The sequence below is a fragment of the Dietzia cinnamea NBRC 102147 genome (genome assembly GCF_001571065.1).
Taxonomy (GTDB): domain Bacteria; phylum Actinomycetota; class Actinomycetes; order Mycobacteriales; family Mycobacteriaceae; genus Dietzia; species Dietzia cinnamea.
Genome location: NZ_BCSW01000031.1, coordinates 22,291 through 34,716, shown reverse-complemented (window position 1 = coordinate 34,716; position 12,426 = coordinate 22,291). Strand labels below are relative to the sequence as shown.

General features: G+C 73.6%; 13 protein-coding genes, 1 pseudogene and 1 riboswitch. Of the genes and pseudogenes, 9 read left to right on the top strand and 5 right to left on the bottom strand.

Features of this window, described 5'->3' with window-relative positions; all coding sequences use genetic code 11:
* Both DCI01S_RS18060 and DCI01S_RS11420 read left to right on the top strand, forming a co-directional pair.
* Positions 1-312 (top strand): annotated as a pseudogene (locus tag DCI01S_RS18060) (hypothetical protein); the annotation flags it as partial.
* 9 nt (positions 313-321) lie between these two features.
* The gene (locus DCI01S_RS11420; RefSeq protein WP_061229330.1) at positions 322-1,254 is read left to right on the top strand and encodes a DUF6928 family protein; all 933 of its coding nucleotides are present in this window, start codon (positions 322-324) and stop codon (positions 1,252-1,254) included.
* A 32-nt stretch (positions 1,255-1,286) separates the two neighbouring features.
* Here the strand turns inward: DCI01S_RS11420 and DCI01S_RS11415 are convergent, their stop codons facing one another.
* Together DCI01S_RS11415 and DCI01S_RS11410 are read right to left on the bottom strand one after the other, a co-directional pair.
* Positions 1,287-2,123 carry a TrmH family RNA methyltransferase gene (locus DCI01S_RS11415; RefSeq protein ID WP_061229329.1) on the bottom strand — a complete coding sequence of 279 codons (837 nt, stop codon included), beginning with the start codon at positions 2,121-2,123 and terminating at the stop codon, positions 1,287-1,289.
* 27 nt (positions 2,124-2,150) lie between these two features.
* Positions 2,151-3,620 carry an NCS2 family permease gene (locus tag DCI01S_RS11410; protein ID WP_061229328.1) on the bottom strand — a complete coding sequence of 490 codons (1,470 nt, stop codon included), beginning with the start codon at positions 3,618-3,620 and terminating at the stop codon, positions 2,151-2,153.
* A 75-nt stretch (positions 3,621-3,695) separates the two neighbouring features.
* Here DCI01S_RS11410 and DCI01S_RS11405 point away from each other — a divergent pair, with 75 nt between their 5' ends.
* Complete coding sequence (locus tag DCI01S_RS11405) at positions 3,696-3,965, top strand: DUF2530 domain-containing protein (protein ID WP_061229327.1); 270 nt, start codon at positions 3,696-3,698, stop codon at positions 3,963-3,965.
* Positions 3,966-3,971: 6 nt separating this feature from the next.
* Here the strand turns inward: DCI01S_RS11405 and DCI01S_RS11400 are convergent, their stop codons facing one another.
* A complete protein-coding gene (locus DCI01S_RS11400) occupies positions 3,972-4,883 on the bottom strand; it encodes a DUF3027 domain-containing protein (protein WP_061229326.1) in 912 nt (303 codons plus the stop codon).
* Between the two features lie 58 nt (positions 4,884-4,941).
* Here DCI01S_RS11400 and DCI01S_RS11395 point away from each other — a divergent pair, with 58 nt between their 5' ends.
* From DCI01S_RS11395 to DCI01S_RS11385, 3 genes are read left to right on the top strand one after another with little or no spacing between them, the layout of a single operon-like run.
* The gene (locus DCI01S_RS11395) at positions 4,942-5,835 is read left to right on the top strand and encodes a glutaminyl-peptide cyclotransferase (protein ID WP_061229339.1); all 894 of its coding nucleotides are present in this window, start codon (positions 4,942-4,944) and stop codon (positions 5,833-5,835) included.
* On the top strand, positions 5,828-7,219 hold the full coding sequence (locus DCI01S_RS11390) for an MFS transporter (RefSeq protein WP_061229325.1): 1,392 nt from the start codon (positions 5,828-5,830) through the stop codon (positions 7,217-7,219). The genes DCI01S_RS11395 and DCI01S_RS11390 overlap by 8 nt, the downstream gene beginning before the upstream one ends.
* Positions 7,216-7,725 carry a DUF2771 family protein gene (locus tag DCI01S_RS11385; RefSeq protein WP_061229324.1) on the top strand — a complete coding sequence of 170 codons (510 nt, stop codon included), beginning with the start codon at positions 7,216-7,218 and terminating at the stop codon, positions 7,723-7,725. Before DCI01S_RS11390 ends, DCI01S_RS11385 begins: the two co-directional genes overlap by 4 nt.
* A 54-nt stretch (positions 7,726-7,779) precedes the next feature.
* Here DCI01S_RS11385 and DCI01S_RS18055 read toward each other — a convergent pair whose 3' ends face one another.
* On the bottom strand, positions 7,780-8,181 hold the full coding sequence (locus DCI01S_RS18055; protein WP_061229338.1) for a cold-shock protein: 402 nt from the start codon (positions 8,179-8,181) through the stop codon (positions 7,780-7,782).
* A gap of 117 nt (positions 8,182-8,298) precedes the next feature.
* Between DCI01S_RS18055 and DCI01S_RS11375 the strand changes: the two genes are divergently transcribed.
* Positions 8,299-8,586 (top strand): hypothetical protein, encoded by a 288-nt coding sequence (locus tag DCI01S_RS11375; RefSeq protein WP_007626818.1) that lies wholly within the window; start codon positions 8,299-8,301, stop codon positions 8,584-8,586.
* A 181-nt stretch (positions 8,587-8,767) separates the two neighbouring features.
* A riboswitch (cyclic di-AMP (ydaO/yuaA leader) is annotated at positions 8,768-8,927 on the top strand.
* Positions 8,928-8,938: 11 nt separating this feature from the next.
* The gene (locus tag DCI01S_RS11370) at positions 8,939-9,577 is read left to right on the top strand and encodes a transglycosylase family protein (protein ID WP_061229323.1); all 639 of its coding nucleotides are present in this window, start codon (positions 8,939-8,941) and stop codon (positions 9,575-9,577) included.
* Between the two features lie 110 nt (positions 9,578-9,687).
* Here DCI01S_RS11370 and DCI01S_RS11365 read toward each other — a convergent pair whose 3' ends face one another.
* Complete coding sequence (locus DCI01S_RS11365; RefSeq protein ID WP_007626822.1) at positions 9,688-9,888, bottom strand: hypothetical protein; 201 nt, start codon at positions 9,886-9,888, stop codon at positions 9,688-9,690.
* A gap of 103 nt (positions 9,889-9,991) precedes the next feature.
* On the opposite strand from DCI01S_RS11365, the gene DCI01S_RS11360 reads away from it, so the two are divergent.
* The gene (locus DCI01S_RS11360; protein WP_061229322.1) at positions 9,992-12,391 is read left to right on the top strand and encodes a helicase-associated domain-containing protein; all 2,400 of its coding nucleotides are present in this window, start codon (positions 9,992-9,994) and stop codon (positions 12,389-12,391) included.
* Positions 12,392-12,426: the final 35 nt, after the last annotated feature.

Genomic DNA, 12,426 nt, shown 5'->3' with positions numbered 1-12,426 from the left:
GGCCCCCCGCCGATCCGGGCGGTGCCGCCGCCCGCGTCGGTGACGCCCCCCGCCGGCCCGACGCCTTCGGCCGACCCGACGCGCCCCGCCGCCGAGCCGCCGTCGGCCCCTGACGCGCCCCCGTCCGCCGCGCCGGCCGGCCGTGGTGCCGGTGCCGCGGCCGGTGGCGGTGGTGGCGCGGGTGGTGGCGACGACGACGAGGACTTCCTCCAGCCGACGCCGACCGAACCCGAACGACGCCCCTCACGCCGTCATCCCACGATGCCGTCGTGGGAGGACGTCCTCCTCGGGGTCCGCGGTAAGGACGACTGAGTCACGGACATGGGCCACCACGTCGCGACCTTCTGGTACCTGGCGACCGACGATCCCGCCGCCCCCATCCGGGCGGGGCATCCGTCGGACCCCGGCTTCGCCCGCCGCCTGCTGTCCCGGCTGTTCCCCACCGTGACCGTTGCGTCGCTGGGCGCGTTCCCGCTCAACCGGTCGGCGTCGGCCGGCCAGGGTGAGATCTACGTGGGTTCCTACCCCGGCCTGACGGTGGTGCAGACCCCCGTCGAGGGCCCGGTCGTGCCGTCGGCCGCGGCGGACGCGTGGCTCCGGCTGGTCGAGGCACCGGTCGTCCTGTTGTTCGCGCAGGATCCCGAGGACGGGGTCAGCGGGTTCGCCCGCTGGGAGTCCGGGCGCCTGATCCGGGCGTTCGCCGGCGCGGACGACCGCATCGTCGAGGACGAGGGGATGCCCCTGCCGTTCGAGCGCCCGTACTGGGCCGGCGAGTTCCCGCCCGACGGGGCGGCCGACAACCCCCTGGCGTTGCCGTTCTCGCCGTCGTCACTCCTCCACGCCGCGCACCGTGACTGGCTCGGCTTCGACCTCGAGCCGGGCGGCCTGGACGTGCCGGTCCACGGTTTCGCCACCGACGGCCGCCGCGAGGTCCGGCAGCACACCCCACCGGCCGGTCCAGCACTGCACGTGGTGGGGATGCCGGGGCGCGCGGAGCTCCACGCCGCCTCGCGTCGCGCCTCGTCGCGCGCGGCCGCGGAGGACGGCGACGACGGGACCGGCGCCGACGGCGGTCGCGCGGCGGGTGCCTCGTCCCCGTACGAGGACGACGACTACGAACGCCTGCCCTCCGGCGCCGGCCCGCGTCGGGCCGCGGGCGTCGAGCGCATCCGCGGGCTCGCCGGGCTGGTCGGGGACGCGGTCCGCCGGGGCGTCGACGAGGTGTCCCGCCGAGCGCGCCGCCGCTCGCGGTAGTCGTCGCGCCGGGGATCGGTCGCGCGGGGGGTTCAGTCGCGCCGGGCCCGCTCGTAGAACGCGACCGCGGCGGCGGTGGCCACGTTGAGCGAGTCCGTGCCGTCGGTCATGGGGATGGCGGCGCGCACGTCGCAGGCGCGCATGGCGTGCTCGGTCAGGCCCGGTCCCTCGGCACCCAGCACGAACGCGACCTTCTCGGCGTCGACGGCGCGGGAGAGGGGTGCCTCGGCGGCCGGGGTCAGTGCGACGGTGCGGAAACCGCGCTCGCGGAGGTCGTCGAGGCTCCGCTGCCACGTGGTCGGCGTGCCGGGCAGGTGCGCGAACGGCAGCCGCAGCACGTGCCCCATCGACACGCGCACGACGCGCCGGTACAGCGGGTCCCCGGTGGCGGCGCCGAACAGGACCCCGTCCACGCCGAGCGCCGCGCAGTTACGGAAGATCGCGCCGAGGTTCTCCGGGTCGTTGACGCCCTCGAGCACGACGAGGGTGCGGGCCCCGTCGACGACCTCGTCCACCGCCAGCGGCTCGGGCCGGTCGGCGGCGGCGAGGATGTCACGGCTCGAGCGGAAGCCGATCACCTCGCTGAGGACGTCCTTCGTGGTGCGCAGGTAGACCGCGTCGCCGGCCCGCTCGTCGGCGTCCCACCCCTCGGCGGTGGCCTCGCGTCGCAGCTGCTGCAGGCGCGAGTCCGTGCCGAGCAGGACGTGGGGCCGGAATCGGGACAGCAGCATGCGGCCCACCACGTAGGTGCCCTCGGCGATCACCAGTCCCCGACCGCCGGGCAGGTCGGGCCGGCGGTCGGAGTTGTTGAGGTCGCGGAGGTCGTCCAACCGGGGGTCGGCGGGATCGGAGACGTCGACGACGTGCACGGTACGGTCGCTCCTCCCGCCGGCCGGTCAGGCCAGCGCGTCGGTGATGGGGCCGATGGCGAAGTAGAGGACGAACGCGGCCGCGACGATCCACAGGATCGGGTGCACGGTGCGGGCCTTGCCGGTCGCGGTCGCCATGACGACCCACGCGATGAAGCCGATGCCGATACCGTTGGCGATCGAGTAGGTGAACGGCATCGCCACGATCGTGAGGAACGCGGGCAGGGCGATGGAGAAGTCGCTGAGGTCGATCTGCTTGATCTGGGCGATCATCAGCGCGCCCACGATCACGAGGGCGGGGGCGGCGGCCTCCACCGGGACCACCTCGTAGAGCGGGGTGAAGAACATCGCGAGCAGGAACAGCACGCCGGTGACGACGTTGGCCAGGCCGGTGCGCGCGCCCTCGGCGATGCCGGAGGCCGACTCGAGGAAGACCGTGTTCGACGACGACGAGGTCAGACCGCCGGCGACGGCGCCGAAGCCCTCGACCACCAGGGCGCTCTTCATGCTGGGCAGGTTGCCCTTGTCGTCCATGAGCTCGGCCTCCTTGCCGAGGCCGGTGAACGTGCCCATGGCGTCGAAGAAGTTGGCGAGCAGAAGGGTGAAGACGAACAGTCCGGCGGCCAGCGGGCCGATGCGGGTGAACGCGCCGATGAGGTCGACGTTGCCGATGAGCGAGAGGTTGGGGATGCCGCCCAGGGAGTCCGGGATGACCGGCACCGCGAGGCTCCAGCCGGTGGGGTTGGGCTCGCCGTCGACGACGGACGGACCGGCGTTCGCGAAGCCCTCGACGATGACCGCGAACACCGCGGTGACGACGATGCCGATGAACAGACCGCCGCGGATCCTCCGGGCGACGAGCACGCCGCAGAGCAGGAGGCCGACGACGAAGACGAAGGTCGGCCAGGACGCGATCGAGCCGCCGATACCGAGGCCGACCGGGACGGTGGTGTTGGCGGCGTCCGGCAGGCGGCGCACGAACCCGGAGTCGACCACGCCGACCATGGCGATGAACAGGCCGATACCGACCGCGATCGCGGCCTTGAGATCGGCGGGGACCGCGTTGAACACGGCGGTGCGGAACCCGGTGATCGCGAGGATCACGATGATGACGCCCTCGATTACGATGAGGCCCATGGCCTCTGCCCAGGTCACCTGCTGGGCGATCGTCACCGCGACGAGCGAGTTGATGCCGAGGCCTGTCGCGAACGCGAACGGGTACCGGGCGATGGCGCCGAACGCGATGGTCATCACGCCGGCCGTGAAGGCGGTGACGGCGGCGATCTCGACGATCGACAGCTGGTTGCCCTCGACATCCACACCCGAGCCGAGGATCAGCGGGTTGAGGATGATGATGTAGGCCATCGCGAAGAAGCTGACGAGCCCGCCGCGGACCTCACGCGCGACGGTGGAGCCCCGCTCGCTGATCTTGAAGTAGCGGTCGACCGCCCCGATCCCGGCGGGGGGCTGCGACGCGGCCCCGGTGCTCTGCGACATCTGGCGACCTTCCTGGCTATGGGTGGGGAATCGTCATAGAGTAACCGGCCACGTACCTGCGGTAGCGTCGCGGGCATGACGGATGAGGCGAAGGACACGCGGGTACCGCCGATCCCGACCTACTTGTTGGACCCGCGTCCCGTGGTGATCCTCGGGACGCTGGCGTGGACCCTGGCACTGCTGGCCCACACGCTCATGACCGACGTCGACATGCGCACCGTGGTGCTGTGCGCGGTGGGGATCGGTGTCGGCGCGGTCGGTTCGCTCGTCTACGCGCTGCAGCGGCGCGCGGTCCTGCGGGGCAGCGCGGGTGCCCAGCGAGGGCTGGACTTCGACCGCGACTGAGCGGCGCTAGGCCTCGTCCGCGGGCGTCGACCCCTCGGCCCCCGACGCGGTCTCTCCGGTCCCGGCCTCCCCGGCCGAGGTGTCCCCCGCTGAGCGGGCGCGGGCCGAAGCGGCGAGCTGCTGCGGCAGGACCACCACGTCGACGGCCGCGTCGTCGTACGCATCGGGTACCGGCGGCGTCGTGTCCTTCGGCACCTCGGTCTCGCTGTGCGCGCCACAGCCGTACTCGAGGTGCACGGTCTGACCGTCCGCGGAGTACTCGTTGGCGCAGATCCCGAACATCGTGCCGAGCGAGCCGGCGAGGGGGACCAGGAACCCGCACGTGCCGCAGTGGTGTTTGGCGCTGCGGGCGATCTCGGTGTCGGGCCCCCGCTCGGCGGTCCAACGTTCGGCGGCGGCCGACCGGCCCTGCCGGCTGAGATGACGGGGACGTCCGAGCCCGATGGGACCGGCGGCCTCGTCGAGCGCCTCGTCTCCACTGGAGACGTACCCGGGGACGAGCCGCTCGTCGTCCTCCGCGGGTGGCAACAGATCGCCCGCGCCGAGGTCCCCGGGCCGGATCCGCTTCTCCCACGGCACCCACTCGGGCGCGACCAGCGCGTCGTCCCCTGGCAGCAGCGCGATCTCGTCGACCGTCACCTCACCGCCCGGGACGAGGGCGAGCACGCAGGCCCAGTACCACCCGCGGTACCCGGGCAATTCGGAGGCGAAACGGTGCGTGGTGGTGTACGCGGCCTCGACGGTGGTCCCGAGGTGCTCGCCCACGCCGGTGATGGCGAACTCCTCGGTCGCCGCCCGCGCCACGTCCACGGCCGAGGCCAGCCGCTCACGCAGCTCAGCGTCGAAGCCCGGTTCTTCATCGGTGCCCGCGACGGTCGCCCCCTGATCCGTGCCTACCTCGGTGTTCACGTCCCCCATTATGCGCATCATCGCGGGGAGGGCGCGGTCCGGCCCGTCGTGCGGCATCCTTGGGGGCATGAGCAGTGTCCGCCGCCCGGTCGGCCCCCTCGTCGTGTCCCTGAGCCTGATCGCCGCGCTGACGGCGTGCTCGACCGGGGACGGGAGCGAACCGAGCCCCACCACCGCGGCCGGGACCTCGCTGGCGTCCTCCAGCGCGCCCGCCGGTTCGTCGTCCACCGGGTCCACCGCCCCGCGCGTCCCGGTCGGCCCGTCGGAGCCGCAGCCGGTCCGCGGTTCGGTCGAGGTCATGCGCACGCTGGAGCACGATCCCGCCCTATTCACCCAGGGCCTGCAGGTGGTCGGCGACGAGGTCTACGAGTCGACGGGCCGGTACGGCGACTCGGTGGTGCAGCGTCGGCCGCTCGAGGGTGGGGACGCGGTGACCGTGGAGATGGCGGATGACGAGTTCGGCGAGGGCCTGGCCGTCACCCCCGACACGCTGTGGACGCTGACGTGGAGGAAGGGGGTCGCCCACAACCGTGACCCGCAGACCCTCGAGATCCGGTCGGAGGCCCAGTACCAGGGCGAGGGCTGGGGCTTGTGCTTCGACGGCTCCGGTCTGGTGATGACCGACGGCTCGGACACCTTGACCTTCCGGGACCCGGCCACGTTCGAACCGACCGGCACCGTCGCCGTCACCTCGGGCGGCACGCCGGTGCGACAGCTCAACGAGTTGGAGTGTGTGGACGGCGCCGTCCTGGCGAACGTGTGGATGACCGACGAGATCGTCCGGATCGATCCCGGCACCGGCGAGGTCACGGCTATCTACGACGCCGCGCAGCTCGGCCGGCCCCGGCCCGCTGACCCGGACGCCGTGCTCAACGGGATCGCGTCGTTGCCGGGCTCGGAGAACCTCCTGGTCACCGGCAAGCTGTGGCCGCAGATGTACGAGGTGCGACTCGTTGGGTGAGCGCCCCCGGGGAGCAGCCAGGCGGGCCGCCGCCTCCGCCGGGCGGGGGATGCGCCGGGTCTTCCACGCCGACGGCGCGGCCCGCTCGGGGCTGGCACCGCTGAGCTACGTCACCGTGGCGAACTTCGCGTGTGACGCCATCCTCGCGGTCGCCCTCGCCAACACCCTGTTCTTCTCGGCGGCGACCGCGGAGTCGCGCGGCAACGTCGCGTTGTACCTCTTGGTGACGGTCGCCCCGTTCGCGCTGATCGCGCCTGTCATCGGCCCGGCCCTCGACCGCCTGCGCAGTGGCCGTCGGCTCACCGTCTCGCTGACGTTCACCCTGCGCGCGGTGCTCGCGGTGGTCCTCGGCCTGAACTTCGACACGTGGCTGCTCTACCCGCTCGCCCTGGGCATGCTCGTGCTGTCCAAGACGTTCGGCGTGGTCAAGGCCTCCATCACCCCGCACGTGTTGCCGCCGGCGCTGGACCTTGTCCGGACCAACTCCCGCCTGACGGTGCTGGGGCATGTCGGCGGCAGCGTGGTAGCCGGGGCCGCCGCCGGCGCCGTGGCGTGGATCTGGGACTCCTCCACCGCGCTGTGGCTGCTCGCCGCTGTCGCCCTGGTGGCCGCCTACGTGTCCATGACGATCCCCGCGCACGCCGAGGCGTCGGAGGACGACGAATCCGCCTCCCTGTGGTCGGGACACGGAGGGTCGGTGAGAAGTGGGCTGCGCGCCGTGCTCACCCGGCCGCTCGGCAGGAACGTCCTGGCGAATCTCTGGGCGGTCGCGCTGGTGCGGTTCATGACGGGGTTCCTCACCCTCTATCTGGCGTTCGTCGCCAAGGCGCAGGAGGACGCGTCCGCCCTCGAACAGGCGGGCCTGCTCGCGATCGCCGGCGCGGCCGGCGGGCTGGGCACTTTCGCCGGCAACGCGGTCGGCGCCCGCCTGCCGCTGGGGCGCCCGGGCCGGATCACGAGCACGGCGGCAGGTGCCGCGCTGGCCACGGCCGTCGTCGCGGCATTCCTGGGCACGCTCTTGGGCGCGGCCGTCCTGGCGCTGGTGGCCGCGGTGTGCAGCGCACTGGGCAAGGTGGCGCTGGACGCGTCCATCCAGACCGACATCCCCGACGCCGCCCGCTCGTCGGCGTTCGGCCGGTCCGAGACCGCGTTGCAGCTGGCGTGGGTCGCGGGCGGGGCGTTGGGCGTGCTGTTGCCCCCGGACTTCACGATCGGGTTCTCGGTGATCGCCTCGGTCGGCGCCCTGCTGTTCGCGCAGTCACTACTCACCGCCCGCGGCTCCACCCTCGTACCCGGATTGGGCGGCAACCGGCCGCGGTTCCCGGGTGGGCGACGTGACCCGGGTGCGCTCGACGGCCACCTGCTCGGCAGAATGAAGGGGTGAGTTCCCTCAGCGATACCCCGTCGACCGGCCCCCGCGTCCGCCCCGTCACCTGGGCGATCCTGGCGTGGATGATCATCATGATCGCGGCGATCGTCGGCGCGTGGCAGGGGTCGGAGTCCCGCTACGGGGCGCTGCCCGAGATCACCGTCGCCACCGACCGCGGGGAGGAGAGGGGCCTGCCGTTCACCGCGACCGACCTGGACGGCAACACGTACACCAACCCGGTCGGCGAATTCCACGTGCAGGACGAGCACACGTTGACGGTCCGGCTACCCGGCGAGCTGCGGTCCGCGACGATGGACGTCTACGAGGTCCGCGCCGACGGGGTGCGCGACTACACGGTCGAGGCGGACGGACCCGGCCAGCTCCTCGTGCCCGTGACCACCCCGGAGGAGGGCCGGATCGAGGGCCTGGCCATCCGGGCAGTGGCGATCGTCTACGCGGCGGACGGCTCGGAGTCGATCCTCAACGGCGAGTGGTCGGTCGGCTTCACCTACGAGGACTGACCCACCGAACGCACTGGAGCCGGGCCCTCGCCCCGGCCCTGCGCCGTGACGGGATCAGGCGTCCAGCTCGCGCGCTACCGCGCGCAGGACCGAGGCAACCCGGCTCGAGATCTTGTGGTCCGGTCGGTGACCGCGCCGCAACTCCGGCTGGACGGTCGACTCGAGCACCTTGATCATGTCCTCGACCATCCCGTGCAGCTCATCGGGCGAGCGCCTGGGCCCGCCGCGCGGGGCGCGCTCCTCGGCGACGGTCGGCTCGTCGTGGACCACCACGCGCAGCGCCTGCGGACCGCGGCGGCCGGAGACCATGTCGAACTCCACACGCTGACGGGGGCGCAGGGTCTCCACGCCGGCGGGGAGCGCGTCCGCGCGTACGTAGACGTCCTCGCCGCCCTCCTGGGACAGGAAGCCGAACCCCTTCTCCGCGTCGTACCACTTGACCTTGCCGCTGGGCACCGCGAACCACCTTCCGTCCCGGGCGCGCACGGGCGCGACCGACAACTCCACTGACGATCAGAGACTACCCTCGTGCGCGTTGGTGACGGCCGCGAGGCGAGCGGTACCCTCCCCTCTGTGACCTCCGACGATCGACGCCCGGCCGACGACCCCTGGACACCCGACGCGTCCGCCTCCGGTGACGCGCACGCGCCCGCGCGGCCACGTCGCCGCGGGCTGTTCGTGGCCGCGCTGATCATCTTCGCGATCGGGGTCGTCTTCACGATCGTCGCCGCGCTGACGCCGTTCGTGCTCGACCGCGACGCGCCGACGATCCTGTACCTCGGCGCGATGTTCTTCACTCCGGTGGGCTTCCTGCTGGGCCTCGCGTACGCCATTCTCGGCTCGCGCCCGCCCAGGGTGTGACCAACCCCACCCGCCCGGTAACGACCCAGGTAACGAGCGGATAACAGCGCGCTATCTCCGCCCGGGCGAGCTCTTTTTATTTCAGAATGGTGACGATCCGGCATCGAACCGCTACTGTTCCGTAGCAGACTCGTCAGCGAGTCGGCATCGGCCGCACCCACCGAACCCCGCCCTGCGGCCGACGCCACTGTGACCATTACCCGGGCGGGGACGGGGGACCCGACAGGGCCCACGACGGGCCCGGCGACCGCAGGTCGCCTTGGGGTGAAGCCGCCGCCGGCGGCCGGACGCACTCGTTTCCGAACCCGACAGCTCACCTCGTAGGCACAGAGTGAAAAGGACTGACGCGTACATGACCTCGTACACCGGACGCCACCGCGCCGCCACCCCCTCCTCCGCGCCCAAGACCGCCGTCAAGGTCGTGCTCGCCGGCACCGCCTTCTCCGCCGCGGGCCTGGCCCTCGCGCCGGCCGCCAACGCCGCGCCCGACTCCGACTGGGACCGTCTGGCCCAGTGTGAGTCCGGCGGCAACTGGGCCATCAACACCGGCAACGGCTACCAGGGCGGCCTGCAGTTCTCGCCGAGCACCTGGGCCGCCTACGGCGGCACGCAGTACGCGCCGACGGCCAACCAGGCCACGCGCGAGCAGCAGATCGCGATCGCCGAGAAGACCCTCGCCGGCCAGGGCTGGGGCGCATGGCCCGCCTGCTCGGCCAAACTGGGCCTCAACTCGGCGCCCACCCCGCGTGACCTGTCGGCCCCGAAGCCGGCTCCGGCCCCGCGCCCGCACGCTGATACGGCCGCCCCGGCCGCCCCGGCCGAGGTCAGCGCCGCCGATCACGTGGCCACTCTCAAGGCGTTCGCCGAGAGCCGCGGTGTCTTCCTCCCGATCACCGAGGGTTACGAGGCCAACAAGGCCGCCGTCGACGCCGCCTACGCCGGCAACCGGGACCTGGTGGACGGCTTCGTCGCCACCTACCTGGCCAACTGACACCGGCGACACCCGCCGAGCGGTACCCGGGCCACGAGGAAGGGCCGCCACCCCCTACAGGGAGTGGCGGCCCTTCTCGCGTTCCCCGGCGCCGCGCCGGAGGTCGGATCTCAGGCGACCCAGGGCGCGCCGTTGATCTTGGTGTACGGGTGGATGTAACCGAGTCGCTCCTGCGGGAGCGGGAAGGTCTCCTGCCCGAACGGCGACAGGCCTCCCGCGACCAGCGCGGCGAGCTCGGTGACCGGGTGCTCGCCGTACGAGGCGTCGGGCCAACCCGGGTTGTCATAGGTCAGATTCTTCTTGGCAGCCACCCCTGTAGTCTCTCACCTCCGACCCGATTCGGCAGCAGGTGGGTCGATTCCCACGCGGACCGGTTCTCACGGCCGCCGCGGTCTCACTAGGCTGGGACGGATCATGCCGAGCTCCCGAGCCACCTCCCGCGGCGCCACCGCCGACGCGCCGGACTTCCCCGCCTGGCTCGCCGGGTTGTCCGACGACGCCCTCGTGCGCGTGTGCGAGCTGCGCCCGGACGTGGCCACTCCCCCGCCCGCCTCGCTGGACGTGTTGGCCTCGCGCCTGCGCCTGCCGGCGTCCACCGCGCGGGCGGTGGGGACGTTGTCGTGGCCGGAGCTGCTCGTGGCGGCCGCAGCCGCCGCGGTCGGTGCCGATTCCGGGGCCGTACCGCTCGGCGCGGTGTCGGGGAGACTGGGTGTCGACGACGACGAGCCCGTCTTCCACGCCGCCGTGGCCCGTCTCCGCGAACTCGCGTTGATCTGGGGCGAGGAGGACTCGGCGCGGATGGTGCCCGTCACGGCGGTGGCGATCCGGTCGGCTCCCGTGGTGGCCCCTCATCCGGGCGAGCCCGCCGGGGCCGATCTCGAGGCGGCGTGGGGCGGCCTGTCCTCGGCTGCGGCGGGGGTCCTCGAGGCCATCGCCCGCGGGCGCATCCCGGCCGGTGCGCTCGGGGCCGGGGCGTCGGAGTCCGTGCGCGCGGCCGCGGTCGAACTCGCCCAGGCGGGGTTGGCGGAGCTCACCGGCGACGACGACGCCGAGCGGGTGGTGCCCCGCGCCCACGCCCTCGACCGGGCTCGCCACGGGGCCCGCGCGGACGGCTCGTCCCTGCTCCACCCCCCGGCCTGGGCGACGCCCCGCGTCGGGGCGGGTGCCGGGCGGGCCCGCGAGGTGGACGCCTCCGGCGGCGTGGCGGCCCTCGACCTGCTCCACCGCTGCGACTCGGTGCTGGCGGCGCTCTCGACCGCCCCGGCGGCCACCCTCAAGGCCGGCGGCGTGGGGGTCCGCGAGTTGCGCCGGGTGGCGCGGGCGGCCGCGCTCGAGGAGTCCGAGCTGCCCCTGTTGCTCGAGGTCCTCGCGGCCGCCGGCCTCATCGCGGTCGGCGACGCCGAGGTCGGGGACGTCGACTACGACTCGGTGTGGGCGCCCACCGAGGCCGCGGACGTGTGGTCGGCGCGCGAGCCCGCCCGCCGCTGGGCCGAGCTGGTCGTGGCGTGGTGGTCGATGCCGCGCACCCCGTGGCGCGTCGGCTCCGAGCTCGAGGGCGGCGGGACCCTGCCCGCACTGGGCGAGCCCGTCGGCCCGCCCGGACCGACGGAACGCGGTCGCGTCCTGAAGGCGCTGGCCGCCCTGGACCCCGCGGCCGAACCCGCCGACGCCCTGCTGCCCGAGGTGGTGCGCTGGTCGGCGCCGGTGTGGTTCTCACGCGCGGGTGCGCGGCCCGTCTCGGAGACCGTGGCCGAGGCACGACGGATGGGACTCGTCGTCGGGACCGTGGCGACCTCGGCCGCCCGCCACCTGGTCGACGCCACCCACGGCGCGTCCCACGGCGCGGGGGGCTCCGGCGCGGGGGGCTCCGGCGCGGGTGTCTCCGGCGGTTCCGGCGGCGCGGTCGTCGAGGACCTCGAACCGATCCTCACCGCCGCGTTGCCCGACCCGGTGTCGGAGGTCATCGTCCAGGCTGACCTGACGATCCTCGCCCCCGGCCCCCTCACCCCGGAGCTGGCGGCGGAGTTCGCCCTCCTCGCCGACGTCGAGTCCGCCGGCGCCGCCACCACCTACCGCGTCACCGAGACGTCCCTGCGCCGCGCGCTCGACGCAGGACGCACGGCCGCAGGCATCCGCGAGATGCTCGCCCGCACGTCCGTCACCCCTGTCCCGCAGTCGCTGGACTACCTGATCGAGGACGTCGCCCGCCGCCACGGGCGCCTGCGGGTGGGCACCGCCCTGTCGTTCATCCGCTGCGACGATCCGTCCCTCGTCGCGCAGGTCCTCGGCTCGCCGGTGGCGGAGAGCGCCGCGCTGCGCTCGGTGGCGCCCACCGTCCTGGTCTCCCAGGCCCGACCGCTCGACCTGGTCGAGGCGCTGCGCGCTCACGGGTTCGCTCCCGTCGTCGAGGACACGTCCGGCGCGGTCGTCGCGCTGTCCCGGCCGGCCGCCCGCGTCCGCGAGTCCCGCACCACCCGGGCGCCCCGCGTCCCGACCCGCGCGCCCACGACCTCCGAACTGCGGGCGGCGGTCGCGGCGATGCGCTCCGCAGACCGCGTGCGCTCGGCGCGCGGTGCCTCCTCGGGCGCGTACACGGGCGAGGCCGCCATCGCCCGACTGCATGAGGCCGCGGGCACCGGCACCGCCGTCACCGTCTCCGTGGTCGACGCCGCGGGCCGCTCCTCCGCCCGGCTGGTCGTCCCCGCCTCCGTCGGCGGCGGCAGGATCGAGGGCATCGAGCCGGACTCGGCCGAGCCCGTCGTCCTGCCGCTGCACCGGGTGATCTCCGTCTCCGACGTCGAACCCACGCGCTGACGCGGATTTCTGGACAATGGAGGGTCGGGCCTACG

Bases quoted from the DNA above. Each gene is read 5' to 3' on its own strand.
- DCI01S_RS11400 (WP_061229326.1), bottom strand. From the start codon at position 4,883: ATGGGGGACGTGAACACCGAGGTAGGCACGGATCAGGGGGCGACCGTC.
- DCI01S_RS11405 (WP_061229327.1), top strand. From the start codon at position 3,696: ATGACGGATGAGGCGAAGGACACGCGGGTACCGCCGATCCCGACCTAC.
- DCI01S_RS11370 (WP_061229323.1), top strand. From the start codon at position 8,939: ATGACCTCGTACACCGGACGCCACCGCGCCGCCACCCCCTCCTCCGCG.
- DCI01S_RS11395 (WP_061229339.1), top strand. From the start codon at position 4,942: ATGAGCAGTGTCCGCCGCCCGGTCGGCCCCCTCGTCGTGTCCCTGAGC.
- DCI01S_RS11410 (WP_061229328.1), bottom strand. From the start codon at position 3,620: ATGTCGCAGAGCACCGGGGCCGCGTCGCAGCCCCCCGCCGGGATCGGG.
- DCI01S_RS11360 (WP_061229322.1), top strand. From the start codon at position 9,992: ATGCCGAGCTCCCGAGCCACCTCCCGCGGCGCCACCGCCGACGCGCCG.
- DCI01S_RS11420 (WP_061229330.1), top strand. From the start codon at position 322: ATGGGCCACCACGTCGCGACCTTCTGGTACCTGGCGACCGACGATCCC.